This window comes from Halomonas sp. 25-S5, from assembly GCF_029889845.1.
GTDB lineage: Bacteria > Pseudomonadota > Gammaproteobacteria > Pseudomonadales > Halomonadaceae > Halomonas.
Genome location: NZ_JARANV010000004.1, coordinates 146,793 through 171,376, shown reverse-complemented (window position 1 = coordinate 171,376; position 24,584 = coordinate 146,793). Strand labels below are relative to the sequence as shown.

At 68.4% G+C, this 24,584-nt stretch carries 20 protein-coding genes; 19 read left to right on the top strand and 1 reads right to left on the bottom strand.

Annotated elements, in window-relative coordinates:
- Window positions 1-2: 2 nt before the first annotated feature.
- The 10 genes from bamA (at window position 3) to tilS (ending at window position 13,551) form a co-directional block, all read left to right on the top strand.
- Complete coding sequence (gene bamA / locus OP498_RS05125; protein WP_280552830.1) at window positions 3-2,342, top strand: outer membrane protein assembly factor BamA; 2,340 nt, start codon at window positions 3-5, stop codon at window positions 2,340-2,342.
- Between the two features lie 28 nt (window positions 2,343-2,370).
- Entirely contained in the window at window positions 2,371-2,877 is a 507-nt protein-coding gene (locus OP498_RS05120; protein ID WP_280546367.1) for an OmpH family outer membrane protein, read from the top strand.
- Between the two features lie 28 nt (window positions 2,878-2,905).
- Window positions 2,906-3,943 carry a UDP-3-O-(3-hydroxymyristoyl)glucosamine N-acyltransferase gene (gene lpxD / locus OP498_RS05115; protein WP_280552829.1) on the top strand — a complete coding sequence of 346 codons (1,038 nt, stop codon included), beginning with the start codon at window positions 2,906-2,908 and terminating at the stop codon, window positions 3,941-3,943.
- 105 nt (window positions 3,944-4,048) lie between these two features.
- Window positions 4,049-4,492 carry a 3-hydroxyacyl-ACP dehydratase FabZ gene (fabZ, locus tag OP498_RS05110; protein ID WP_133483556.1) on the top strand — a complete coding sequence of 148 codons (444 nt, stop codon included), beginning with the start codon at window positions 4,049-4,051 and terminating at the stop codon, window positions 4,490-4,492.
- Window positions 4,489-5,256, top strand: coding sequence for an acyl-ACP--UDP-N-acetylglucosamine O-acyltransferase (lpxA, locus tag OP498_RS05105; RefSeq protein WP_280546363.1), 768 nt, complete (start codon window positions 4,489-4,491; stop codon window positions 5,254-5,256). Before fabZ ends, lpxA begins: the two co-directional genes overlap by 4 nt.
- A gap of 27 nt (window positions 5,257-5,283) precedes the next feature.
- On the top strand, window positions 5,284-6,480 hold the full coding sequence (gene lpxB / locus OP498_RS05100; RefSeq protein ID WP_280552828.1) for a lipid-A-disaccharide synthase: 1,197 nt from the start codon (window positions 5,284-5,286) through the stop codon (window positions 6,478-6,480).
- On the top strand, window positions 6,477-7,115 hold the full coding sequence (rnhB, locus tag OP498_RS05095; RefSeq protein ID WP_280552827.1) for a ribonuclease HII: 639 nt from the start codon (window positions 6,477-6,479) through the stop codon (window positions 7,113-7,115). Before lpxB ends, rnhB begins: the two co-directional genes overlap by 4 nt.
- Before the next feature lie 204 nt (window positions 7,116-7,319).
- Window positions 7,320-10,823 (top strand): DNA polymerase III subunit alpha, encoded by a 3,504-nt coding sequence (gene dnaE / locus OP498_RS05090; RefSeq protein WP_280546358.1) that lies wholly within the window; start codon window positions 7,320-7,322, stop codon window positions 10,821-10,823.
- A gap of 325 nt (window positions 10,824-11,148) precedes the next feature.
- Window positions 11,149-12,102 (top strand): acetyl-CoA carboxylase carboxyl transferase subunit alpha, encoded by a 954-nt coding sequence (accA, locus tag OP498_RS05085; RefSeq protein ID WP_280546357.1) that lies wholly within the window; start codon window positions 11,149-11,151, stop codon window positions 12,100-12,102.
- A gap of 120 nt (window positions 12,103-12,222) precedes the next feature.
- A complete protein-coding gene (tilS, locus tag OP498_RS05080) occupies window positions 12,223-13,551 on the top strand; it encodes a tRNA lysidine(34) synthetase TilS (protein ID WP_280552826.1) in 1,329 nt (442 codons plus the stop codon).
- Here tilS and ppx read toward each other — a convergent pair.
- A complete protein-coding gene (ppx, locus tag OP498_RS05075) occupies window positions 13,481-15,025 on the bottom strand; it encodes an exopolyphosphatase (protein WP_280546354.1) in 1,545 nt (514 codons plus the stop codon). The two genes, tilS and ppx, sit on opposite strands and share 71 nt — an antisense overlap.
- Window positions 15,026-15,468: 443 nt before the next feature.
- Here ppx and rho point away from each other — a divergent pair, with 443 nt between their 5' ends.
- From rho to OP498_RS05030, 9 genes are all read left to right on the top strand, one after another.
- Window positions 15,469-16,728, top strand: a complete 1,260-nt coding sequence (gene rho / locus OP498_RS05070; RefSeq protein ID WP_280546353.1) for a transcription termination factor Rho — start codon at window positions 15,469-15,471, stop codon at window positions 16,726-16,728.
- A 229-nt stretch (window positions 16,729-16,957) separates the two neighbouring features.
- A complete protein-coding gene (gene ubiD, locus OP498_RS05065) occupies window positions 16,958-18,445 on the top strand; it encodes a 4-hydroxy-3-polyprenylbenzoate decarboxylase (protein WP_280546352.1) in 1,488 nt (495 codons plus the stop codon).
- A gap of 18 nt (window positions 18,446-18,463) precedes the next feature.
- Entirely contained in the window at window positions 18,464-19,243 is a 780-nt protein-coding gene (locus OP498_RS05060) for an NAD(P)H-flavin reductase (protein ID WP_280546351.1), read from the top strand.
- Window positions 19,240-19,953 carry a dihydromonapterin reductase gene (folM, locus tag OP498_RS05055; protein ID WP_280546350.1) on the top strand — a complete coding sequence of 238 codons (714 nt, stop codon included), beginning with the start codon at window positions 19,240-19,242 and terminating at the stop codon, window positions 19,951-19,953. The genes OP498_RS05060 and folM overlap by 4 nt, the downstream gene beginning before the upstream one ends.
- Window positions 19,954-20,037: 84 nt before the next feature.
- The gene (locus tag OP498_RS05050; RefSeq protein ID WP_280546349.1) at window positions 20,038-20,166 is read left to right on the top strand and encodes a hypothetical protein; all 129 of its coding nucleotides are present in this window, start codon (window positions 20,038-20,040) and stop codon (window positions 20,164-20,166) included.
- 64 nt (window positions 20,167-20,230) lie between these two features.
- Entirely contained in the window at window positions 20,231-20,356 is a 126-nt protein-coding gene (locus OP498_RS05045) for a hypothetical protein (protein ID WP_280546348.1), read from the top strand.
- A gap of 299 nt (window positions 20,357-20,655) precedes the next feature.
- Window positions 20,656-21,720 carry a 3-deoxy-7-phosphoheptulonate synthase gene (locus OP498_RS05040; RefSeq protein WP_280546347.1) on the top strand — a complete coding sequence of 355 codons (1,065 nt, stop codon included), beginning with the start codon at window positions 20,656-20,658 and terminating at the stop codon, window positions 21,718-21,720.
- Between the two features lie 66 nt (window positions 21,721-21,786).
- Entirely contained in the window at window positions 21,787-22,299 is a 513-nt protein-coding gene (locus tag OP498_RS05035; RefSeq protein WP_280546346.1) for a DUF3087 family protein, read from the top strand.
- A gap of 101 nt (window positions 22,300-22,400) precedes the next feature.
- Window positions 22,401-24,551 (top strand): PhoX family phosphatase, encoded by a 2,151-nt coding sequence (locus OP498_RS05030; RefSeq protein WP_280546344.1) that lies wholly within the window; start codon window positions 22,401-22,403, stop codon window positions 24,549-24,551.
- The last annotated feature ends 33 nt before the right edge of the window (window positions 24,552-24,584 follow it).

Below are 24,584 nucleotides of genomic sequence, written 5' to 3'. Positions count from 1 at the left end.
GCATGAAAATCAAGACCATCGGACTGGCGGCGCTGCTGCTCGTAGGTGCCCAGGCGGCACTGGCGGAACCTTTCGACGTTTCCGACATAAGGGTAGAGGGGCTGCAGCGGGTCTCGCCCGCCTCCGTGTTCAATGCCTTTCCTGTCAGCGCCCGCGACCGGGTCGACGAGCGCGAACTGGCCGAGGCGGCCCGGTCGCTCTTCGCCACGGGCCTCTTCGAGGACGTCAGCCTGGCCCGCGAGGGCGACGTCCTGATCATCCAGGTGGTCGAACGCCCGACCATCGCGCGCCTCAACATCGAGGGCAACAAGCAGATCGCCGACGAGGACCTGCGCAACGGCCTCAAGCAGGCCGGGCTGGATGAGGGGCAGGTGCTGCAGCTCTCCACCCTCGAGGAGATCCAGCGCGAACTGGAGGGGGTCTATCAATCCCAGGGGCGCTACAGCGCGCGGATCGACACCTCCGTCGAGGAAGTCGGCGAGGGCCAGGTCCAGGTCAACATCGACATCGATGAGGGGGCGGTGGCCAAGATCCGCCAGATCAACATCGTCGGCAACCGTGACTTCGCCGATGACGAGCTGCGCGAGGTCTTCGAGCTGGAGGATAAGCCGGGCTGGTTCTTCGGCTGGTTCTCCAGCGACGAGTACTCCCGTGAGGCCCTGGCCGGTGACCTGGAGCGGCTGCGCTCCTTCTATCTGGACCGCGGCTACGTGAACTTCAACATCGAGTCCTCTCAGGTCTCGATCAGCCCCGACAAGTCACGGATCTTTGTCACCGTGAACATCGACGAGGGGCGTCAGTACCGGCTGGGCGACATCCGCTTCGCCGGTGATCTGCGGGTCCCCGAGCGCGAGGCCCGTGGGCTGCTGGAGGTGGAAACCGGCGAGATCTTCTCGCGCAGCGACGTGACCGCCTCCGCGGAGGCCCTGCGCTCGCGGCTGGGGGCCGAGGGCTTTGCCTTCGCCAACGTGGACGGCATTCCCGAGGTCGCCACCACCGGCGACACCGTGGACCTGACCTTCCGCATCGAGCCGGGGCGCCGGGCTTACGTGCGGCGTATAGAGTTTATCGGCAACACCACCACCCAGGACGAGGTGCTGCGTCGCGAGATGATCCAGATGGAGGGCGCGCCGGCCTCCACCGAGTCGATCAGCCAGTCGCGCCAGCGCCTGGAGCGCCTGGGCTTCTTCAAGCAGGTCGACGTGGAGACCCGTCCGGTGGCCGGCGAACCTGACAAGCTGGACGTCACCTACACCGTGGAGGAGCAGCCCTCCGGCTCGATCTCGGCGAGCATCGGCTTCTCCCAGAGCGCCGGGGTGATCTACGGCGCCTCGCTGTCCCAGAACAACTTCCTGGGGACCGGCAACCGGGTCAACATCGGTGCCCAGCGCAGCGACACCTTCACCAGCCTCAACTTCGGTTACACTGACCCGTACTGGACCCTGGGCGGCATCTCGCGCGGCTATAACCTCTACTACCGCGAGACCGACTATGAGGACTCCGACATCTCGACCTACTCCACCGACGCCTACGGTGGGGGCATCAACTTCGGCTATCCGATCAACGAGCTGGCCCGCCTGAACTTCGGGGCCGCGGTCGAGGACCTGACCCTCAGGACTTTCCGCGATACACCGGCCGAAATCATCCAGTATGAGGAGGATCAGGGTAGTGACGCCCAGAGCCTGAAGCTCACCGCCAGCTGGACCCGCAACAACCTCAACCGCGGCATCATGCCCACCGCCGGCAACTACCAGCGCCTGTCGCTGGAGAGTGCGGTGCCGGGCAGCGACGCCGAGTACTACAAGCTGCGCGCCCGGGCCCGCCAGATCTTCCCCCTCAACGAGGAGCAGACCTGGGGGCTGAAGTTCAGCGGCGAGCTGGGCTACGCGGACAGCGTCGGTGACGACCCCTATCCGTTCTACGAGAACTTTTTCTCCGGTGGCCTGGGCTCGGTACGCGGCTTCACCGGCAACACCCTGGGGCCGGCCACCACCGAGCGCAACGGTGGCGACGACCGCACCCTCGGCGGCAACATTCTGGTGGAGGGCAGCGCCGAGGTGCTCTTCCCGGTGCCCTTCGTCGAGGACCAGCGCTCGCTTCAGGCCTCGCTGTTCCTGGATGCCGGCAACACCTTCCTGACCGACTGCTATGACGTGCCCGAGGGGTTCACCTCTTCGTGCGACTCCGGCATCGACCTGGGCGAGCTGCGCTACAGCGCAGGCGTCGGCCTCTCCTGGCTGACCCCGGTGGGGCCGCTGACCTTCAGCGTCGCCGAGCCGCTCAACGACAAGGACGGTGACGACACCCAACTCTTCCAGTTCTCGCTGGGTCAGACCTTCTGATCCAGCCCCCTATCGAGGAGTCCCTCGCATGCGCAAGCTGTCCGCTGCCCTCTGCCTCAGCCTGTTGGCCGCCGTCACCCTGCCGGCCCAGGCCGACGAGGTGGCCGTGCTCGACTGGCGCGCCGCGCTGATGGAGACCGACGTCGCCCAGCGTTCCATGAACGAGTTGCGCAATCGCCTCGCCAGCCAGCAGCAGGAGGCCGAATCCCTGGGCCAGGAGCTTGAGCAGATGCAGCAGCGCCTGCAGCAGCAGGGCGAGAGCATGACCGAGACTGAGCGGCGCACGGCCATGCAGGCGTTCCAGCGCAAGGGGCAGCGCTTCGAGCAGCTGCGCCAGGAGATCGGCCAGGCGCGCCAGCAGTCCGAGCAGCAGTTCCTCCAGCAGGCCGAGCCCAAGCTGGACCAGGCCGTCCAGCAGGTCATCGATCGCCACGGGGTCGAGGTGCTGGTGGACCCGAACGGCGTGCTGCATTCCGAACGGGAGCTGCAGAACCTGACCGGGGAAGTCACCGAGATCCTCAACACCCTCTACTGAGCCGGCCGCCCCACCACAGCGAGTCCCCATGAACCAAGACGCCCGAACCCTCACACTGGCCGAGATCGCCGAGCGCCTGGGAGCCCACCTGGAGGGCGACGGCGGACGGCGGGTGTGCGGCTTGGCCACGCTCCGGGAGGCCGAGCCGGACCAAGTGGCCTTCCTCGCCAACCGCGCCTACCTCAAGGACCTGCCGGGAACCCGGGCCGCGGCGGTGCTACTACCGCCCGGCCATGCCGAGAGCTGCCCGGTGGCGCGCCTGGAGATGGATAATCCCTACCTCGGCTACGCCGAGCTGTCGCGGCTCTTCGATCCCCTGGCCGGCCGCACCCCGGCCGGGATCCATCCCACGGCGCTGGTCGCCGACGACGTCCGCCTGGGCGCGGAGGTGGCCATCGGCCCCCAGGCGGTGATCGAGTCGGGCGTCGAGCTGGGTGACGAGGTGGTCATCGGTCCGGGCTGCGTGGTGGGCGCCAACTCGCGCATCGGCCCCGGATCGCGGCTGCACGCCAATGTCACCGTCTGCCATGGCGTGGTGATCGGGGCCCGGGCCATCCTGCACAGCGGCTGCGTGATCGGCGGCGACGGCTTCGGTTTCGCCCATGACGGCTCACGCTGGCACAAGATCGCCCAACTGGGCGGCGTGGTGCTGGGCGACGACGTCGAGGTGGGCAGCTGCTCGAGCATCGATCGCGGCGCGCTCGGTGACACCCTGATCGGCGATGACGTCAAGATCGACAGCCAGGTGCAGATCGCCCACAACGTGCAGATCGGCGACCACAGTGCCCTGGCCGGCTGCGTGGGCATCGCCGGCTCCACCCGGGTGGGCCGCCACTGCATGCTGGGGGGCGGGGTGGGGCTCTCCGGCCACCTGACCATCGCCGACGGGGTGCAGGTCACCGGCATGAGCCTGGTGACCAACTCGATCCTCGAGCCCGGGATCTACTCGTCCGGGACCGGCGCCATGGACAACGCCCAGTGGCGTCGCAACGCGGTGCGCTTCAAGCAGCTCGACGACATCGCCCGGCGCCTGGCGCGGCTCGAGAAGGCCGGCCGCAGCGGTTGAGGCCGCGTCACAGGGCGGTATAATCCACCGCCTGTTTCCGCCGGCCCTTGCTGCCGGCCATGCCCCTCCACGGGAAGGGCATCCTGTCTTTCAGAGGTCGCTACGATGGTAATGGACATCAACGAGATTCGTGAGTATCTGCCCCACCGCTACCCCTTCCTGCTGGTGGACCGGGTGACGGAGATCACCCTGGGCGAAGCCATCGTTGCCTACAAGAATGTCAGCATCAATGAGCCCTTCTTCAACGGCCACTTCCCGCATCATCCGATCATGCCCGGCGTGCTGGTGGTCGAGGCGCTGGCCCAGGCCTGCGGCATCCTCGGCTTCAAGACCGTCAACAAGCTGCCCGCCGACGGCTACGTCTACTACCTGGTGGCCAGCGACAACGTGCGCTTCAAGCGCCCGGTGATGCCCGGTGACCAGCTGGTGCTGGAAGCCCGGGTCGAGCGTACCAAGCGCGGCATCTGGAAATTCGCCTGCCGCGCCACAGTGGACGGCGAGCTGGTCTGCGAGGCCGACATCACCTGCGCCGAGAGGAAGGTCGCTTGATACACCCCACCGCCCTGATCGATCCCGCGGCGCGCCTGGCCGACGATGTCGAGGTCGGGCCCTTTACGGTGATCGGGCCCGATGTCGAGATCGGGCCCGGCAGTCGCATCGGCCCCCATGTCGTGCTCAAGGGGCCCACCGTGCTGGGCGCGCGCACCCGCATCTTCCAGTTCGCCTCGGTGGGCGAGGACTGCCAGGACAAGAAGTACGCGGGGGAGCCGACCCGCCTGGTCATGGGCGACGACAACATCATCCGCGAGGGGGCCACCCTGCACCGCGGCACCGCCCAGGATCGCGGCGAGACCACCATCGGCTCGCGCAACCTCTTCATGGCCTATGTGCACGTCGGCCACGACTGCGTGATCGGCGACGACTGCATCCTGGCCAACCAGGTGACGCTCGCCGGCCATGTGACCCTGGGCGACTCCGTTATCCTCGGGGGGCTCTCGGCCATCCACCAGTTCTGCCACTTCGGCGAGCATGCCATGGCTGGCGGCGGCTCGATCATCACCAAGGACACCCCGGCCTACGTGATGATCAACGGCAACCCGGCCCAGGTCCACGGACTCAACCTGATAGGACTCAAGCGCCGCGGCTTCACCAAGGAAGCTATCCGTGCGCTGGGTGAGGCCTACAAGCTGGTCTACCGACAGGGACTGACGACCGAGCAGGCCCTGAGCCAGGTCCGGGAGCGCTTCGCGCTGCCCGAGACCGAGGTTTTCGCCGCCTCCATCGAGGTCTCGACTCGCGGCATCATCCGCTGAGCATGGCGCGTTGATGAGGGTGGCATCATGACGGTCCGGCGCGTCTACCTGGTCGCGGGCGAGCTCTCGGGCGACATCCTGGGGGCCAGCCTGATGCGTGCGCTGAAGGCGCGCCATCCCGGGGTCGAGTTCCGCGGCATCGGCGGCCCGCGCATGATCGCCGAGGGCATCGACAGCCGCTTCCCCCTGGAGACCCTGTCGGTGATGGGCCTGGTCGAGGTGATCCGGCACCTGCCCGGCCTGGTCCGGGTGCGTCGCGAACTCAGGCGCGATGCCCTGGCCTGGCAGCCCGATATCGTTATCGGCATCGATGCCCCGGACTTCAACCTCGGGCTGGAGCGACAGCTGCGCGAGGCGGGCCTGACCACCGCCCACTACGTCAGCCCCTCCGTCTGGGCTTGGCGCCAGGGGCGGGTCAAGGGCATCGCCCGCTCGGTCGATGCCATGCTCACCTTCCTGCCCTTCGAGGCCGCCTTCTATGCGCGCCACCGGGTACCGGTGGCCTTCGTCGGCCACCCGCTGGCCGACGAGCTGCCCCTCGACAACGACCGCGTGGCCGCGCGTGCCGACCTGGGCCTGGCCGATGCCGAGCAGGTACTGGCGGTGCTGCCCGGCTCCCGGGCCAGCGAGATCCGTTTCCTGGGCGAGACCTTCCTCGCTGCCGCCGAGCGGCTCTGCGCATCGCGCCCCGGGCTGCGGGTGGTGGTCCCGGCGGCGACACCCGAACGCCGCGGCGAGCTGGAGGCGCTGATGGCCGAGCATCCCGCCCTGACGGCGCGCCTGACCCTGGTCGACGGCCAGGCCCGGGAAGCCATGCTGGCAAGCGATGCGGTGCTGCTCGCCTCGGGCACCGCGGCCCTGGAGGCGATGCTCTGCCACCGCGCGATGCTGGTCGCCTACCGGATGGCGCCCATGACCCACTGGCTGGCCAAGCGACTGGTGAAGACCGAGTGGATCTCGCTGCCCAACCTGATCGCCCGCGAGGCCCTGGTGCCGGAGCTGATCCAGGACGCGGCCACCCCCGAGGCGATCGCCGAGCGCCTGGGCGAGATGCTCGACGATCCCGCGGGGCGGGCGGCCCTGGAGGCCCGCTTCGCCGCCATGCATGCTGGCCTGCAGCGCGATGCCAGCCGGCGGGCGGCCGAGGCCATCGAGGCGCTGGTCGCGGGCCGTCCGCTGCCGGCCAGCGTGGCCCCGGAACTGGCCGACGAGGTGGCGCCATGACGGCCAAGGCGCCTGCGAGAGGGAAAGGAGGCCGCGAGCTGCCGCCGCTGGTGATCGACTATGCGGGCGAGCACCTGGCCGGGGTCGACGAGGTGGGCCGCGGCCCGCTGGTCGGCCCGGTGGTCGCCGCCGCGGTGATCCTCGACCCGGCACGGCCCATCGCGGGCCTCGCCGACTCCAAGGCGCTCACCGCGCGGCGTCGCGAGGCCCTGGCCCTCGAGATCCGCGCACGGGCACTGGCCTGCGCCGTGGCCGAGGCGTCGGCCGCCGAGGTGGACGCGCTCAATATCTACCATGCCACGCACCTCGCCATGCGTCGCGCCATCGACGCCCTGGCGCCGGCGGCCGAGTACCTGCTGGTGGACGGCAACCGGCTGCCCGGGCATCATGTCTCCGGTCAGGCAGTGGTCAAGGGCGATGCCCGTCATCCGGCCATCGCCGCCGCCTCGATACTGGCCAAGGTCGAGCGCGACGCAGGCATGCTGGCCCTCGATGCCCGGCATCCCGACTACGGCTTCGCCCGCCACAAGGGCTACCCGACCCGCGAGCACCTGGCCGCCCTGGAACGCCTGGGGCCGCTGCCGGAGCACCGTCGCTCCTTCGGTCCCGTCAAGCGCCAGCTCGCGCTGTTCTAGGTCTGCCAGTCGCCCCTGATAGCGAGGGGCGCCGGTGATAGGCCGAAGGGGAGGTCCGATTCCAGGGAAGGAATCGGTAGCGTACAAGGAGGTATTAACAGCGCCTCCCCGCAGGCCTGTCGCCGGATCAGCCCCGAGCGATATTGCCGGGATAGCCTCGCGCTTCCTGTACTGATTATTTACCGCCAAGCCCCGAGCCCTTATATGACCACGCCCTTCGTTCATCTTCGCGTGCACAGCGAATTCTCCCTGGTCGACGGCCTGGTGCGTCTCAAGCCGCTGGTCCAGGCCGCAGTGGCCCAGGGCCTGCCCGCCGTGACGCTGACCGACGAGACCAACCTCTTCGGCCTGGTCAAGTTCTACAAGGGCGCCCAAGGTGCGGGACTCAAGCCGATAATCGGCAGCGATCTGTGGCTGGCCAACCCGCATGACGAGGGGCACCCCTATCGCCTGACGCTGCTGGCCATGGACGAGACCGGCTACCGCAACCTCACCGAGCTGATCTCGCGGGGCTGGATGCTCGGCCAGCGCCAGGGCCAGGCGCTGCTGGACAAGGCCTGGGTGCTCGAGCAGAGCGCGGGGCTGATCGCCCTGTCCGGTGGCCGGGAAGGCGAGGTCGGCCGCCACCTGCTCAGCGACCATCACGACGAGGCCCACGCCCTGCTCGAGGAGTGGAGCGCCGCCTTCCCGGGACGCTTCTACCTGGAGCTGACTCGCACCGGCCGTCCGCTGGAGGAAGAGTGCGTCCACCTCTCGGTGGACCTGGCCGTCGAGACCGGCACCCCGGTGGTGGCCACCAACGACGTGCGCTTCCTGGCGCGCGAGGACTTCTGGGCCCACGAGACCCGGGTGGCCATCGGCGAGGGCAAGGCGCTGGACGACAAGCGCCGCGAGCGACGCTACACCGAGGAGCAGTACCTCAAGAGCCCCGCCGAGATGGCGGAGCTGTTCGCCGACATCCCCGAGGCGCTGGAGAACAGCGTGATGATCGCCGCGCGCTGCAACGTGGAGGTGCGCCTAGGCGAGATCTTCCTGCCCGAGTTCGCGATTCCCGAGGGCATGACCCAGGACGAGTACTTCCGCAAGATCTCCCACGACGGCCTCACCGAGCGCCTGAACGCCCTTTTTCCGGCGGGGCGTTATCCGCGAGACGGGGCGGAGTATGCCGAGATCGATGCCCGCTACCGCAAGCGGCTCGACTTCGAGCTCGAGATCATCATCCAGATGGGTTTCCCCGGCTACTTCCTGATCGTCATGGACTTCATCCAGTGGGCCAAGGACAACGACGTCCCGGTAGGCCCGGGGCGTGGCTCGGGGGCCGGCTCGCTGGTCGCCTACGCTCAGAAGATCACCGACCTCGACCCCATCGGCTACGACCTGCTGTTCGAGCGCTTCCTCAACCCCGAGCGGGTCTCGATGCCCGACTTCGACGTCGACTTCTGCATGGAGAAGCGCGACCGGGTGATCGACTACGTCGCCGACCGCTACGGCCGCGACGCAGTGTCCCAGATCGTCACCTTCGGCACCATGGCGGCCAAGGCGGTGGTGCGCGACGTGGCGCGCGCCCAGGGCAAGCCCTACTCGCTGGGCGATAAGCTCTCCAAGCTGATTCCCTTCGAGGTGGGCATGACACTCGCCAAGGCCATCGAGGCCGAGCCGGCGCTCAAGGAGTTTCTCGACAACGACGAGGAGGCTGCCGAGATCTGGGAGATGGCCCTCAAGCTCGAGGGCATCACCCGTGGCACCGGCAAGCACGCCGGCGGCGTGGTGATCGCGCCGACCAGGCTCACCGACTTCTCGCCGCTGCTCTGCGACGAGGACGGCAGCGGCCTGATGGTGCAGTTCGACAAGAATGACATCGAGGAGGCCGGGCTGGTCAAGTTCGACTTCCTCGGCCTGCGCACCCTGACCATCATCGACTGGGCGCTGGAGATGGTCGACAAGGTGCGCGCCACCGAGGGTCAGGGGCCGCTGGACATCGACACCATCCCGCTGGATGACGTGCCGACCTTCGAGATGCTCAAGAAGGCCGAGACCACGGCTGTCTTCCAGCTCGAGTCCCGCGGCATGAAGGAGTTGATCAAGCGCCTGCTGCCGGATTCGCTGGAGGACATGATCGCCCTGGTGGCGCTGTTTCGCCCCGGGCCCCTGCAGTCGGGCATGGTCGACGACTTCATCAACCGCAAGCATGGCCGGGCGGAGATCTCCTATCCGCACCCGGACTACCAGCACGAGCTGCTCAAGCCGGTACTCGGGCCCACCTACGGCATCATCCTCTATCAGGAGCAGGTGATGCAGATCGCCCAGGTGATGGCGGGCTACTCGCTGGGCCAGGCCGACATGCTGCGCCGCGCCATGGGCAAGAAGAAGCCCGAGGAGATGGCCAAGCAGCGCGCCGGCTTCATGGAGGGCTGTGCGGCCAACGGCATCGACAAGGACCTCGCCGGCAACATCTTCGACCTGGTGGAGAAGTTCGCCGGCTACGGCTTCAACAAGTCCCACTCGGCGGCCTATGCGCTGGTGTCGTATCAGACCGCCTGGTTGAAGGCCCACTATCCCGGCCCCTTCATGGCGGCGGTGATGTCCACCGAGATGGACAACCTCGACAAGGTGGTGCCGCTGATCGAGGAGTGCCGCCACCTCTCGCTCACGGTGACCCCGCCCGACGTCAACGTCGGCGGCTACAAGTTCACCGTCGACGACCGGGCACGGGTCGTCTATGGCCTGGGGGCGATCCGCGGGGTCGGCGAGGGCCCGATCGGTGCCATCGTCGAGGCCCGCGAGGCCAACGGCCCCTTCGAGGACCTGTTCGATTTCTGCCGTCGGGTCGATCCCAAGCGCATGAACAAGCGCACCCTGGAGGCGCTGATCCGCTCTGGCGCCCTGGACACCCTGGGGCCGAATCGAGCGGCGCTGGCGGCGGCGCTGGAAGACGCACTGCGCGCCGCGGCCCAGAACCATCAGAACCAGAATGCCGGGATGATGGACATGTTCGGCGAGGCCTTCGCCGACGCCCCGGAGGAGGACGACGTCTACGCCGAGTACCGCGAGGCCCGGGAGTGGAGCGACAAGGAGCGCCTCGCCGGCGAGAAGGAGACCCTGGGGCTCTACCTCACCGGCCATCCCATTGACGAGTACGAGGGCGAGCTCGCCCGCTTCGTCTCCACCCGCATCAGCGACCTCAAGCCCTCCCGGGAGCCCCAACGGGTGGCGGGCCTGGTGGTCGGCGTGCGGACCATGAAGTCCAAGCGCGGCGACACCATGGCCTTCATGACTCTGGACGATCGCACCGGGCGCATCGAGGCCTCGCTGTTCGGCGAGCTCTATGACCAGCTGCGCGGCCGTCTCGAAACCGACCAGGTGATGATCGTCGAGGGCGAGGTCGCAAGCGACGACTACTCTGGCGGCCTGCGCCTGCGTGGCAAGGAGGTCACGCCGATGGTCGAGGCGCGCAGCCGCTTCGGCCAGGCGGTGGAGATCTCCCTGGACGGCGGTCGCCTCAACGGCCGCCTGGTGGACTCGCTGCGCGCGAGCCTCGCGCCCTTCTGCGACGCCGAAGGCCTGCCGGTAAGGCTGCGCTACCGCAATGCCGAGGCCACCGGCTGGCTGGAGCTCGCCGAGGAGTGGCGCGTCACCCCCAGCGACGAGCTGCTCACCGGGCTGCGCGAGGTGCAGGGCCAGGACGGGGTTCGGCTGAAGTACCGCTAGACCGGCGATGGGCGATAGTAGCGTGCTGTGGTCCGCATAATGCCGGCGAGGGGCACCGGAGATAGGCTGAAGTGGAGGTCCGAGGACCATGGATGGCCGAGGTAGCGCCCAGGGAGGGGTTCACAGCGCCCCCTCGACGGTCCGGCGCTCCGGGGCCTGTTGCCGGAACAGCCTCGAGCGGTGCTGCCATCTGCGATAGCCCTGCGGCGAACGGGACTCGCCTTGCGTGCCACGTTGAGGGTGCGATAATGCCAACCACTTCATTTTTCGCGCCGCACCTGGCCTTGACGGTCAGGGCGGTGAAACACGACAAGGCATCCGGCCAATGAATCCGAACTATCTCGACTTCGAACAGCCCATCGCCGAGCTCCAGGCCAAGATCGAGGAGCTGCGGTTGGTCGGTAACGACAGCCAGGTCAACCTCAGCGACGAGATCGGCCGGCTCGAAGAGAAGAGCCGCAAGCTCACCGAGTCGATCTTCAAGGACCTGAGCCCCTGGCAGGTCTCCCAGCTCTCGCGCCATCCCCAGCGCCCCTACACCCTGGACTACCTGGAGCACGTCTTCAGCGACTTCGAAGAGCTCCACGGCGATCGCAAGTTCGCCGACGATGCCGCCATCGTCGGCGGCGTGGCGCGCCTGGACGACCGGCCGGTGATGGTGATCGGCCACCAGAAGGGCCGCGATGTCCACGAGAAGGTGCGCCGCAACTTCGGCATGCCGCGCCCCGAGGGCTACCGCAAGGCCTGCCGGCTGATGGAGATGGCCGAGCGCTTCAAGATGCCGGTACTGACCTTCATCGACACGCCGGGGGCCTATCCCGGCATCGACGCCGAGGAGCGCGGCCAGTCCGAGGCCATTGCCCACAACCTGGCGGTGATGTCGCGTCTGCGCACGCCGATCGTCGCCACCGTGGTCGGCGAGGGCGGCTCCGGCGGGGCGCTGGCCATCGGCGTCTGCGACGAGCTGGCCATGCTGCAGTACTCCACCTACTCGGTGATCTCCCCCGAGGGCTGCGCCTCCATCCTGTGGAAGAGCGCCGAGAAGGCCTCCGATGCCGCCCAGGCCATGGGCATCACCGCCGAGCGCCTCAAGGAGCTGGGGCTGGTCGATACCCTGATTCCCGAGCCCCTGGGCGGTGCCCATCGCCACCCGATGCCCACCGCCGAGCGGGTCAAGGCGTCGCTGCTGGCGAGCCTTGACCGCCTGGAGACGATGGACACCGATACCCTGCTCGAGCGGCGCTACGAACGCCTGATGAGCTATGGGGCGCCGGCGTAACAAGATGGCCTCGGCGACGTTCATGGGGTCAGACCCCGGCCGAGCGACCCTGTCGGTCTCCGTGCTCCTTTCTCGACCCATCGCCGCCGCCGGGTCTGACCCCATGGGCGTGGGCGCACCATGTCCCTGCAGTCATTGATCGACAGCGCCCTGGCACGGACTCCGCCGGGGCGTTGCGTCTGGGTGGCCCTCTCCGGTGGCCTGGATTCCTTGCTGCTGCTGACCCTCGCGGCCGCGGCCGCTCACCATTACCCCCGCCCCCTGCGAGCCCTGCATGTCCACCATGGCCTGCAGGCCGCGGCCGACGGCTTCGAGCGTCACTGCCGACGGCTCTGTTCACGACTCGGCGTGCCGCTGGTCGTCGAGCGGGTGAGCGTCGACCTGGGGGCCGGACAGGGACACGAAGGGGCGGCCCGGGCGGCGCGCTATGCCGCCTTCGCCGGGCGAGTGGCGCCGGGGGAGACCCTGTGGCTGGCTCAGCACCGGGATGACCAGGCCGAGACCTTCCTGCTGGCCGCCCTGCGCGGCAGCGGGGTGCGCGGCCTGGCCGGGATGACGGCGGGCCGCGACTGGCGGGGCCGGCGGTTCGAGCGGCCGCTGCTGGGTATCGCGCGGTCGACCCTCGAGGCCGAGGGGCAGCGCCGGGGCCTGGCCTGGGTGGAGGATCCTTCCAACGACGACGAGACCCTGGACCGCAACTTCCTGCGCCACGCCGTGCTGCCGCTGCTGGCGTCCCGCTGGCCCCATGCCGGCGAGGCGCTCTCGCGCAGCGCGGCGCTTGCCGGCGAGGCCGACGCCCTGCTCGATGAGCTCGCCGGACTGGACCTCGAGCGCCTGGGCGGCGATGCGGCCCGCCTGCCGGCGGCGGGGCTCAAGGCGCTCTCCGCCCCGCGCCAACGGCTGTTGATTCGCTACGCCTGCCAACGCCTGGGTCTCTCGACCCCGCCCGCCCGGCGCCTTGAATCGCTGCTCGACCAGCTCGAGGCGCGCGTGGACGGCGAGGTGCGGGTGGCCTGGCACGGCGCGGAGGCCAGGGTCTGGCGAGGGCAGCTCCATCTGCTGGCGCCCCCTGAGCCGCTGCCGGCCGACTGGCAGGCCGAGTGGGATGGCCACGCGCCGCTGGTCACCCCGCTGGGGGAGGTGCAGGTCTCGCTGGGCCGTTTCGATGGGGCGCCGGTCCGCCTGAAAGTGGGGCCGCGGCAGGGGGGCGAACGGCTGCGGCTGCCCGGCCGTGGCCGGCGCGACCTCAAGCGGCTGTTGCAGGAGCTCGGCGTGCCGCCCTGGGAGCGAGGGCGGCTGCTGGTGGTCCGGGAAGGAGGTGCGTCGGTGGCGGTGCTGGACCCTCAGGCGCGGTGGCAGGCCCTGGCCGATGGCTGGGTTAGTCGCGACGCAGCACCAGGGGGTAGTCCGCACTCTGCTGGTAGGCCGCTTCCTGCTCCAAGTCGTTGAGCAGGAGTGCCGGGGGCTCCTCGCCAGCGAGAGTCAGCGTCAGCGTCTCGCCCTCGGCCTCGAGCTGTGGCACGGCGGGGGGGTGCTCGGGACGGGAGTGGTTGAGGATCACCGCCAGGCGCAGCAGTCGGGCCAGCCGGGCGTGGGGGCGGCGTTCCGACTCGGGCAGGGCCTGCCACTCCTTGACTGGGAACTTGCGGCGGTGGGCGCGCACCAGGAAGGCCAGCAGTCGCTGTTCCGGGCGCGAGAAGCCGGCCAGGTCGGAGTACTCGAGCAGGTAGGCGCCGTGGCGATGGAACTGGCTGTGGGAGATGGCCAGGCCGATCTCGTGCAGTCGGCCGCCCCAGTCGAGGAAGCGTGCCTGGTCGTCGTCCAGCCCCCAGGCCTCGCGAACCTGGTCGAGCAGGGCGCCGGCGGTGACCGCCACGTTGTCGGCCTGCCGGCCATCCACCTGGTAGTTGCGGGCCAGGTTGTCCAGGGTCTTGAGGCGCGAGTCCTCGGGACTGTTGCGCCCCACCATGTCGTAGAGCACCCCCTCGCGCAGGGCGCCGTCGGCATAGCGCATCTGCTCCAGCTCGAAGGCCTCGAAGACCGCACCGAGGATTGCCACACCGGCCGGAAAGACCCGTGAGCGGTCGGCCTTGAGCCCTTCCATGGCCACCTTGTCGAGCTTGCGGCACTTGATCAGGCGCTTGCGCAGGGCGGCCAGGCCGGTGCGGGTGATCACGCCCTCGGGGGCATCCCCGGCGGCCGCGATCACCGCGGCCGCCGCCTTGATGGTGCCGCTGGACCCCACCGGGTCGACCCAGCCCAGGCGCTGGTAGGGGCGCTGGATGTTGGCCAGCTCCGATAGGGCGGCAAGCTCCGCTTTGCGCATGCGCTTCTCGCTGATCTCGCCCCCCTCGAAGAAGCGGCGGGCGAAGGTCACGCAGCCCATGCGCAGGCTCTCCAGCGCCAGGGGCTCGAAGCGCTCGCCGATGATGAACTCCGTGGAGCCGCCGCCGATGTCGACGATCAGCCGGCGGCCGTCCTCGGCCAGGGCGTGGGCCGCGCCCAGGTAGATCAGGCGGGCCTCCTCGCGGCCGGCGATGATCTCGATGCGGTGGCCGAGCAGGGCCTCGGCACGCTCGATCAGCGCCTGGTTGTTGGTGGCATCGCGCAGCGCGTTGGTGCCCACCACCCGCAGGTGGCCCGGGGTGATGTCCTCGAGGAAGGGGGCGAAGCGTGACAGGCAGTCGAGAGCACGCTGCATGGCCGCCTCGCCGAGCCGTCCGTCCTCGTCGAGACCGGCGGCCAGCTGGACCTTCTCGCCGAGGCGGGCCACCACCTGCAGGCGGTCGTCCTGATAGTTGGCCACCAGCAGGTGGAAGCTGTTGGAGCCGAGGTCGATGGCGGCGAGCCGGGTGGGGTCGCCGGCCACGGCAGCCGGAAGCGGGTCGGCAGCGGAGGGCGCCGGGTCCTGTGGCGAGGTCATGGCAGTTCCTTCGGATCGGTCTGGGGCAAGGGTGCGCGGCGCTCCCGGTCGTGTCAATTGTCGCGTGTCCCAGGGCTTGCGTTCGCCCGCCGCCTTGACTAGTATCGGGTCGTTCGCCTGTTCCGAATGCTTCCCGACCGTTTCACGGCGATCCCGTCACGGTCAGTTTCCAAGTCGTCAGACAGCCCACTGCTTCAGCCCGCGATCCCGGCCGCCTGGCCCGGACCCGCAGGTCAGGCGAAAACGAACCTGCTTCCTCGCTTCCGATATCGGCCCGGCAACCCCAGAGTGCGGTCGCCCGCCCTTGGCCATACGATGCAGCATGACGAGAGGTAGCCTGTCCGGGCTCTGAACGCATCCACAGGGCGTCATCGTCTCGCCTCCTGTCTTTCCCTCACGGCGCACTGCCGCCCGGCTTCCACGAGCGAATTCTGAACACACCGATGAATCTTACTGAACTCAAGCAAAAGCCAGTGCCGGAGCTTCTGGAGATCGCCCGCGAGATGGGCATCGACAACCTGGCGCGTTCCCGCAAGCAGGACATCATCTTCGCCATCCTCAAGAAGCATGCCAAGAGCGGTGAGCCGATCTTCGGCGATGGCGTGCTGGAGATCCTGCAGGATGGCTTCGGCTTCCTGCGCAGCGCCGACAGCTCCTACCTGGCGGGGCCCGACGACATCTATGTCTCGCCCTCGCAGATCCGCCGCTTCAACCTGCGCAAGGGCGACTCCATCTCCGGAAAGATCCGGCCGCCCAAGGAAGGCGAGCGCTACTTCGCGCTGCTCAAGGTCAGCGAGATCAACTTCGACAAGCCGGAGAACGCCAAGCACAAGATCCTGTTTGAGAACCTCACGCCGCTGTTCCCCCAGGAGCGGCTGCGCATGGAGATCGGCAACGGCTCCACCGAGGACCTCACGGCACGGATCATCGATCTCACCGCGCCCATCGGCAAGGGCCAGCGCGGCCTGCTGGTCTCCCCGCCCAAGGCGGGCAAGACGCTGATGCTGCAGAATATCGCCACTTCGATCACCCGCAACGATCCCGATTGTCACCTGATCGTGCTGCTGATCGACGAGCGCCCGGAGGAAGTGACCGAGATGTCGCGCACGGTGCGCGGTGAGGTGGTGGCCTCGACCTTCGATGAGCCGCCGGCGCGCCACGTTCAGGTCGCCGAGATGGTTATCGAGAAGGCCAAGCGCCTGGTGGAGCACAAGAAGGACGTGGTGATCCTGCTCGATTCCATCACCCGCCTGGCGCGGGCGTACAACACCGTGGTGCCGAGCTCCGGCAAGGTGCTCACCGGCGGCGTCGACGCCCACGCCCTGGAGAAGCCCAAGCGCTTCTTCGGCGCGGCGCGCAACATCGAGGAGGGCGGCAGCCTGACCATCATCGCCACGGCGCTGGTCGACACCGGCTCGAAGATGGACGAGGTGATCTTCGAGGAGTTCAAGGGCACCGGCAACATGGAGGCGCATCTGGACCGTAAGCTGGCCGAGAAGCGCGTCTATCCGGCGATGAACATTCGCCGCTCCGGTACCCGCCGCGAGGACCTGATCGCCTCCGAGGACGAGATGCAGCGCATGTGGATCCTGCGCAAGCTGCTCAACCCCATGGAGGACACCGCGGCCACCGAGTTCCTGATCGACCGCCTGAAGGATACCAAGACCAACCTCGAGTTCTTCGAAGCGATGAAACGCCGCTGACCACGGCTGCCGGGAATGCCACTGCGCGGCTGACCCGGCGACAGGCCCCGGAGCGCCGGACCGTCGAGGGGGCGCTGTAAACCCCTCCCTGGGCGCTACCGATGCCATCCCTGGCATAGGACCCCCTCTCCGGCCTGTCCCCGCCGCCGCTTGCCATGGCAACACAGCAGACGTATTCAAGGGGCATGCTATGCTGCCCCTTTCGTCATTCTGGAACCGGGAAATCCGAATGAAGTACAAGGACCTGCGCGAGTTCATCGCGATGCTCGAGGCCCAGGGCGAGCTCAAGCGCATCACCGCCGAGGTCGACCCCTACCTCGAGATCACCGAGATCTGCGATCGCACCCTGCGCGCCGGGGGCCCGGCGCTGCTGTTCGAGAACGTCAAGGGCCACACCATGCCGCTGCTCGGCAACCTCTTCGGCACGCCCAGGCGGGTGGCCATGGGCATGGGCCAGGACTCGGTCGCCGCGCTGCGCGAGGTGGGCGAGCTGCTCGCTTTCCTCAAAGAGCCCGAGCCGCCCAAGGGGTTCCGCGACGCCTGGAGCAAACTGCCGATCTTCAAGCAGGTGATGAGCATGAGCCCCAAGACGGTGCGCTCGGCGCCGGTGCAGGCGCTCGCCTACGAGGGGGAGGAGGTCGACCTCGACCGCCTGCCGATCCAGCACTGCTGGCCGGGCGACGCCGCGCCGCTGGTCACCTGGCCCCTGGTAATCACCAAGGGGCCTCACAAGTCCCGCCAGAACCTGGGAATCTATCGCCAGCAGAAGCTTGGCCGCAACCGCCTGATCATGCGCTGGCTCTCCCATCGCGGCGGCGCCCTGGATTTCCAGGAGTTCCAGCAGGAACACCCCGGCGAGCCCTTCCCGGTGGCGGTGGCGCTGGGCGCCGACCCGGCCACCATCCTGGGGGCCGTGACGCCGGTGCCCGACAGCCTCTCCGAGTACGCCTTCGCCGGCCTCCTGCGTGGCTCGCGCACCGAGCTGGTCAACTGCGGCCATGCCGACCTCCAGGTGCCGGCCTCCGCCGAGATCATCCTAGAAGGGTTCATCTACCCCGACGACATGGCGCCCGAGGGCCCCTACGGCGACCATACCGGCTACTACAACGAGGTCGAGACCTTCCCGGTGTTCACGGTGACGCGCATGACCCAGCGCGAGAACGCCATCTACCACTCCACCTACACCGGCCGGCCACCCGACGAGCCGGCGATCCTGGGTCTCGCGCTCAATGAGGTTTTCGTGCCCATCCTGCGCCGCCAGTTCCCCGAGATCGTCGACTTCTACCTGCCGCCGGAAGGCTGCTCCTACCGCATGGCGGTGGTGACCATGAAGAAGCAGTACCCGGGCCATGCCAAGCGGGTGATGATGGGGGTGTGGAGTTTCCTGCGCCAGTTCATGTACACCAAGTTCGTCGTGGTGCTCGACGACGACGTCAGCGCCCGCGACTGGAAGGACGTGATCTGGGCCATCACCACGCGCATGGACCCCGCCCGGGATACCGTGATGGTGGAGAACACGCCCATCGACTACCTGGACTTCGCCTCCCCCGTGGCCGGGCTGGGCTCCAAGATGGGCCTGGATGCTACCTGCAAGTGGCCCGGCGAGACCGATCGCGAGTGGGGCACGCCCATCGTCATGGACGCGGCCGTCAAGGCCCGCGTCAGCGAGCGCTGGAACGAGCTGGGCATCGAATGCCCCGACAACACGACGTTTTGACAACTGCATGAGGCTTTCATGACGCCAAGGACCCTGACCTGCCTGGTCACCGAGGTCGAGGATCTCACTCCGGACGTCTTCCGCGTCCAGCTGGAGGGCCGGCCCGAGGCCGTGGCCCATGATCCCGGCCAGTATCTGGAACTGAAGCTGGAGGAGGGCCTATGGGTGCCGTTCTCCATTGCCCACGCTCATGCCGGCGATGGCACCATCGAGCTTCACATCCAGCACTGGCCGGAGCGCGAGAACTCCGCCCGGCTGCGCGAGCTGATGCAAGTGGCCGAGCGACTGACCCTGCGCCTGCCCGGTGGCGACTGCATAATCGACCCGGACAGCACGCGCCCCCTGCTGCTGATCGCTGCCGGTACCGGCTTCGCCCAGATGAAGGCGATCGTCGAGGCGGCGCTGCATGCCGACCCGGCGCGCGAGATCGACCTCTGGTGGGCGGCCCGCGAGCGTCGCGATCTCTACCTGGAGCGCCTGCCCCGGGCGTGGGCGGAAGGGCATGCCAATGTCCGCTTCCATGCCGTGACCGAGGTCGCGCCCGAGGAAGCCGTGACAGGGGAGCGGGTCATCGGCCACCGTGGCCGCATCGATCAGGCCCTGGCGACGACCCTCGATGATGTCTCGGGGCATGACGTCTATGTCTCCGGTTCACCGGGCATGGTTTATGCCTGCGTCGACGTGCTCGCCTCGCTGGGGCTTGTGCCCTCGCGGGTCTTCTCGGATGTCTTCGCCTATGCGCCTCGGGATCCCATCGTGCCCACCGCGGGCAGTCTGGTGCGGGAGGAGCGGTCTTGAGCGCCTCACCGATCCTGATCACCGGTGGTGCCCAGCGGCTGGGTCGCCACTGTGCCGAGCGCCTGGTCGACGATGGCCACCCAGTGATCATCAGTTATCGCCGCGAGCGCCCCGAGCTCGATGCGCTGCGTGAGCGGGGCATCGTCACCCTGCCGGCCGACTTCTCGACGGAGGCGGGCATCCTGGCGTTCCTCGACCGGCTCAGGGCTGAGACGACCTCGCTGCGGGCCATCGTCCACAACGCCAGCGCCTGGGCGCCGGACGCCAGCGGCCCCGAGGCGGGGGCCACCTTCGAGCGGCTGTTTCGCATCCACATGCTGGCGCCCTACCTGATCAACCTGCACGCCCGGGCGCTGCTCGAGGCGTGCAGCGAGCCCCAGCGCGACATCGTGCACATGACCGACTATGTGGTGCAGAAGGGCTCCAGGAAACATGCCGCCTACGCCGCCACCAAGGCGGGCCTGGACAACCTGACGCTGTCCTTTGCCGCCATGTATGCCCCGGCGATTCAGGTCAATGCCATCGCCCCGGCAATGATCATGCTTAACGAGGGCGATGACGAGGCCTACGCCGAGAAGGCCCGCGCCAAGTCGGCGATGGAGATGATCCCCGGCCCCGGGGTGATCTATCAGAGCCTGCGCTACCTGCTCGACAATCGCTACGTCACCGGTGTGACGCTACCCGTGGACGGCGGACGCCACCTGCGCTGAGTCTGCGACCATCGGTGCCGTGCCGTGTGGCGACATCTTCGCTAGAATGCGGTCCTACCCTGACACGATCCGGAGGAGTGACACATGGCGGGACACGACACGAACTTCAAGGACGACAGCGGCCTGCTGTCGGTGGTGCTGGGCTTGGTGGTGCTGGTGGCCATGAGCTGCCTGCCGGCCACCATCGGCTGGTTGCAGCTGTTCGCCGGCTGAGCGGCCGGCCCTTGCCAGGCATGTGGCAATGCGGCAGGATGAGACGAGACCTCAGGAGCGACCCATGACCATGATTCACCGCACACAGCCCGCTTTTCGCGTTGCCCGCAATGGCAGTGGGGCGTTCGCAGTGCGCGGCTATTGGTTTGGCTACTGGTTTATCCCCGGGGTGCCCGTGGCCATGTCCTGAGCGCAAGACGCGACATCGCCGGAGGCACTCCCCACCAGGGCCGCCTCCGCCAGAACCCCCGGACGGCAGCCCCGCCCGGGGGTTCTGCGTTTCACACCACACGACCACACAGATGATATCCAGGAGAGAGACCATGATCGCATCCATCGCCATCCGCCAGACCCCAGGCTTCGCGGGTTATTACGGCTACTGGCGATTTAGCGAGCTGCGGTCGGCTCACTCCGCCACGCCCGGCCGTAGCGAGATCGGTGGCACCCGACCGACACGATGTATGACCGCTACCCGGAGTTGATGACGCCATGAACGCTTCCCTTGCTGCCGCCCCCCTGACCGAGCCCCTGCGCCGTGCCGCCAACCCGGCCCGGCCGCTGCCCACCCCCGGTGAGTTGCGCCGCGAGCTGCCGCTTTCTCCCGAGCTGGCGGCCCGGATCGAGGCCCAGCGCCAGGCCATCCACGAGATCCTCGCCGGCCACGACGGCCGCCTGCTGGTGGTGGTCGGCCCCTGCTCCATCCACGATCCCGAGGCGGCCCTGGCGTACGCCCGCCGCCTGGCCGCCCTGGCGCCCCAGGTCGAGGACCGGTTGCTGCCGGTAATGCGCGTCTACGTGGAGAAGCCGCGCACCACCGTGGGCTGGAAGGGACTGGCCTATGATCCCGATCTGGATGGTTCAGACGATATGGCCCGCGGCCTCGAGGTATCGCGTCGGCTGATGCGCGAGGTGGCCGAGCTGGGCTTGCCGGTGGCCACCGAGTTGCTGCAGCCCATGCTGGCGCCCTACCTGGAGGACCTGCTCTCCTGGGTGGCCATCGGGGCCCGCACCACCGAGTCGCAGCTGCACCGCGAGCTGGCCAGCGGCCTCGATGCGGCGGTGGGCTTCAAGAACGCTACCGGCGGCGACATCGGCGTGGCACTGGACGCCATGCGCGCCGCGGCGCATCCGCACAGCCACTTCGGGCTGGATGAGGACGGGCGCCCGGTGGTGGCGGAGACCGACGGCAACCCGCACACCCAGCTGGTGCTGCGCGGCGGCTACGGCGAGCCCAACTACCAGGCCGCCCATGTCCAGGCGGCGCGCCACGCCCTGGAGGACGCCGGCCTGTCGCCGCGGCTGATGGTCGACTGCAGCCACGCCAACGCCCGCAAGGACCACCGCCGCCAGAGCGAGGTGCTGCTCGACGTGCTGGCCCAGCGCCAGGCCGGCGAGACGGCGCTGGCGGGGCTGATGCTGGAGAGCCATCTCCACGAGGGCAAGCAGCCGCTGGATCCGGGCCGGCTGCGCCATGGGGTCTCGGTCACCGACGCCTGCATCGGCTGGGAGACCACCGAGCACCTGCTGCTCACGGCCGCGGAGCGTCTGCGTTAGCCCTGTACCGCGGGGGGCGATGTCGGGATAATGTCGTCGATTGCCGACTCGCCGCCCGGAGGGCCCATGCCGTTCCAGTTCGAAGACCACGACCCCGAGGCCTATCGCCGCAAGGGCAAGCTGATCAGCCTGGCCATGGCCGGCCAGCTGATCGTCTGCGGGCTGGTGTTCTCGCAGCTGCTGCAGGCTGCCTTCGATGGCGGTTTCTGGTTAAACGTACTGGGCGTGCTGCTGGGGCTGGTCGCGACCAGCCTGGTGTTCGTGGTGCTGCGCGAGCGCCCCTGGATGACCGAGATGCGCTATGTCTGGCAGCTCAAGCACCGGCTGTCCCGGGTCAGCGGCTACCTGCCAGCGCTGCGCCGCGGCATGGCAGAGGGCCACGACACGGCGCTGGCGGTGCTCGCCTTCTACCACCAGGGCATGGCCCAGCTCGCCGAGCTCAACGGCCGCACCCTGGACGACGATGCCGAACTGCTCGCCGAGCGCGAGGTGGTGCGCGCCGCTCGTCGCGAGCATGGCCTGCCCGAGCGCGTATCCGGGCTCGATCTCCACGACCTCGAGGCGTTCCGCAGGGGTTGACGGCAAGCCTTCACATTTTTGTCAACTCCCTTCTCTAGTCTGGAGCTCGGTATCGACAAGGTGGCCTGTCGGCCGTCATCAACTCGCCGAGGTGCAGGATCATGAGCAAGGAAATCGAGGATCATCGTAACTTCAACCGCAGCGGGAACGAGCCATTTTCTTCCGTTCTGGGCAAGCACGTGTCGCGTCGTGACATGATGCGGGGTGGCCTGGGCCTCGCCGCCGTGTCGGTGATGGGATTCGGCGCGGCGAGCGCCATGGCCGGCTCGGATGCCCGAACCGGCATAAAGGGCGCCAGCGCGCCGGGAAAGAAGCCCCTGACGCTGGCGTTCGAGTCCATTCGTGGCGCGAAACTCGATGGCGTCGTGGTGCCCGAGGGCTATACGGCCCAGGTGCTGATTCCCTGGGGCGCGCGGCTCACCAGTGACGTTCCCGAGTGGCGCGAGGATCTCGAGATGACCCCGGAGATCCAGGCCAACGCCCTCGGGATGCACCACGACGGCATGTACCATTTTCCGCTGAACAAGGGCAGCGAGTCCCGGGAATTCCTGCTCGCCATCAACCACGAGTACATCGATCAGAGCGCCCTCTGGGCGCCCCAGGGTGGCCCGACCAATGCCGATGAGGGCCAGAGGCCGGCCGACGAGGTGCGCACCGAGATCAATGCCCATGGTGTCGCCGTCGTGCACGTGAAGAAGCAGGCCGATGGCCGCTGGACCCACGTGGTCGACTCACCCTACAACCGCCGCATTACCAACGCCTCTGCAATGGAACTCGGCGGCCCGGTGGCTGGCAGCGACTATGCCAGGACGAAGTTTTCCCCGGAGGGTCTGCTGGCGCGCGGGACCTCCAACAACTGCGGCAACGGCTATACGCCCTGGGGCACCTACCTGGCCTGCGAGGAGAACTGGCCCGGCTACTTCGTGCGCAACGCCGACCGCCAGCTGGACGATGAGCGTCTGGGGATCGCCAGCGGCCGCGGCCGCTATGGCTGGGAGACCGCCGCCGGCGATGCCGTCGAGCAGAGCGACGAGTTCGCGCGCTTCGACACCACCCCTCACGCCGCCGACGCCACCGGCGACTACCGCAACGAGGCCCGTACCTACGGCTATCAGGTCGAGGTCGACCCCTACGACGGCAGCCGCCGCGCCGTCAAGCGCACCGCCATGGGCCGCTTCCGCCACGAAGGCTGCTGGCTGGGCAAGCTGGTGCCGGGCGAGCCGGTGGTCTTCTACTCCGGCCACGACTCGCGCAACGAGTACATCTACAAGTATGTCTCCAGGGCGACCTGGAGTCCCGCCGATGCCAACCGCCCGGGCGCCAATATCGACCGCCTGGCGATCGGCGCCAAGTACCTGGATGAGGGCACCCTGTACGTGGCGCGCTTCGATGCCGACGGCCGCGGCGAGTGGCTGCCGCTGACCCCGGCTGCCAGGACCCGCGATGGCCGGCTCCTGCACGAGGCCCTGAGCCTGGCGGCCGATGACACGGCCGGCATCCTCATCCACACCTGTGATGCCGCCGACCTGATGGGCGCGACGCCCATGGACCGTCCCGAGTGGGGCGCCGTGGACCCGACCTCGGGCGATGTCTACATGACCCTGACCAACAACAGTCAGCGCACCGCCGAGGGTAGCGAGCCCACCTACACCAACGGTGGCAGCGACGTCACCGAGACAGGCGTGGGCTTCGCCACCGCACCGGTCAACGCCCCCAACCCGCGTGCCGAGAACGGTGCCGGCCAGGTCATTCGCTGGCGGGATGGCGATGACGTCGCCCGTTTCGACTGGGAGGTGTTCGTGTTCGGTGCCGCCGCGTCGGATGCCGACAATTTCTCCGGCCTGACCGAGCTCAACCAGTTCGCCAGCCCCGACGGCCTCTGGTACGACGATCGTGGCAACGGCGATGGCATCCTGTGGATCCAGACCGACAACGGCTACGCGGGTGTTGCCGACGACACCAACGATCAGGTCCTGGCGGTGGTGCCCAACGGCCTGGAAACGGGTGACGGTGCCGCGGTGGTCAACGCCGGCAACCAGCAGCAGCTCAAGCGCTTCGCCGTGGGGCCCAACGGCTCCGAGGTGACCGGCATCTTCGCCACGCCGGACAAGACCGCGCTGTTCATCAACATCCAGCACCCGGGCAACTGGCCGGCATCCGAGGATGCCACCCATACCACTGAAGGCAGCGTTCGCCCGCGGGCTTCCACGGTGGTGATCCAGAGGGAAGACGGCGGTCAGATCGCCGTGTAAAGAAAGCCGAAAGCTGGAAGAGCGGCGCTTCGC